The sequence below is a fragment of the Mucilaginibacter sp. P5_A6 genome (assembly GCF_056400585.1).
In genome coordinates this window covers 1-1095 of record NZ_JBFUKZ010000089.1, presented here as the reverse complement: position 1 = coordinate 1095, position 1095 = coordinate 1, and the positions used below count along the sequence as shown (strand labels likewise).

The window sequence follows — 1095 nt, the reverse complement described above, 5'->3', positions numbered from 1 at the left end:
GCTTTATAACGATAGTAAATAAACAAAAACACAACAGTAGCACCGCCAAAGCTTACAAATGCTGATCTGTTCATACCGAGGTAAAGGCAGATCATGCAGGCACACAGAACAAGTAGTTTTACTAAAATATATTGCCTGAATGTGTATGCTGCAACAAAAACAAAAGCAGTAAAAGCAGCAACCTGGTATCCAAAATTAAACTGGGTTATGGCCAACCCAGATGGACTTTGCTTAACTTGTTCGTCGAGCATTTTACTCCTCAGGGGATCAATTATATTGGGATAACGATGATCTAAAACCATAATTATCATTGAAAGCGCTAACAGAACAAAAAAAATAAGCACCGAGAAATAAAAACGCCGTTTACCTACGCCAATAAAATAATTAAAATATAGTGCGCAGGCTAATATGGTCATGAAAGTTGCAAAAAAAGCCTTGTAATCGCCCATTCCAACTACAAAATATAAAAACAAGGCTATTGTAAATACCAGCATTTCCTGGTAATAAGCAAACTTTTGTACCGGCTTTTGTAAAAAAAAAATCAAAAACAAGCCGGCTATAAATGGTGCTGGTATCCTTAATAAATCTGTCATAAAAATGCCAAAGGCAAGTGTATACAGGTAAAATACAACAACACCAAAAACGAAAAACTTTTTAAGTAACATGAAAAGTTGGGCTTTATTTAAACAGTTTCTTTATTGTGTAGAAAATTATCTTAACGTCCATCCAAAAATTACGGTTATCAATATACTCCAGGTTTTGATGGATCTTAGAGGGTATAATTGTATTTATATAAAGTTCCTCAGGATTGGCAGAGTTTGAAAGCAATTCATTTTCATTGAAATACTTAATTGAAGCCCAATCAGTTATACCAGGCTTTATACTTAATACCCTAAGCTGATTTTCTGTATATAATTGTACGTATTTTTGCACTTCGGGCCGCGGCCCCACAAAACTCATATCGCCAATAAGAACATTAAACAATTGAGGTAATTCATCAAGCTTGTATTTCCTGAGCCAATAGCCAACCGGGGTTATCCTATAATCATTATAACCAATTGTTAATAGGCCCGCCCGGTCAGAATGCGGGTACAT

The 1095-nt window shown here is 35.3% G+C and carries 1 protein-coding gene and 1 pseudogene; both read right to left on the bottom strand.

Going from position 1 to position 1095, the window contains the following annotated elements; genetic code table 11:
- Positions 1-665 (bottom strand): annotated as a pseudogene (locus tag AC1DO4_RS27860) (hypothetical protein); the annotation flags it as partial.
- Positions 666-678: 13 nt separating this feature from the next.
- The coding region (locus AC1DO4_RS27855) for a sugar transferase (protein WP_477421051.1) at positions 679-1095 on the bottom strand (417 nt) is incomplete at its 5' end.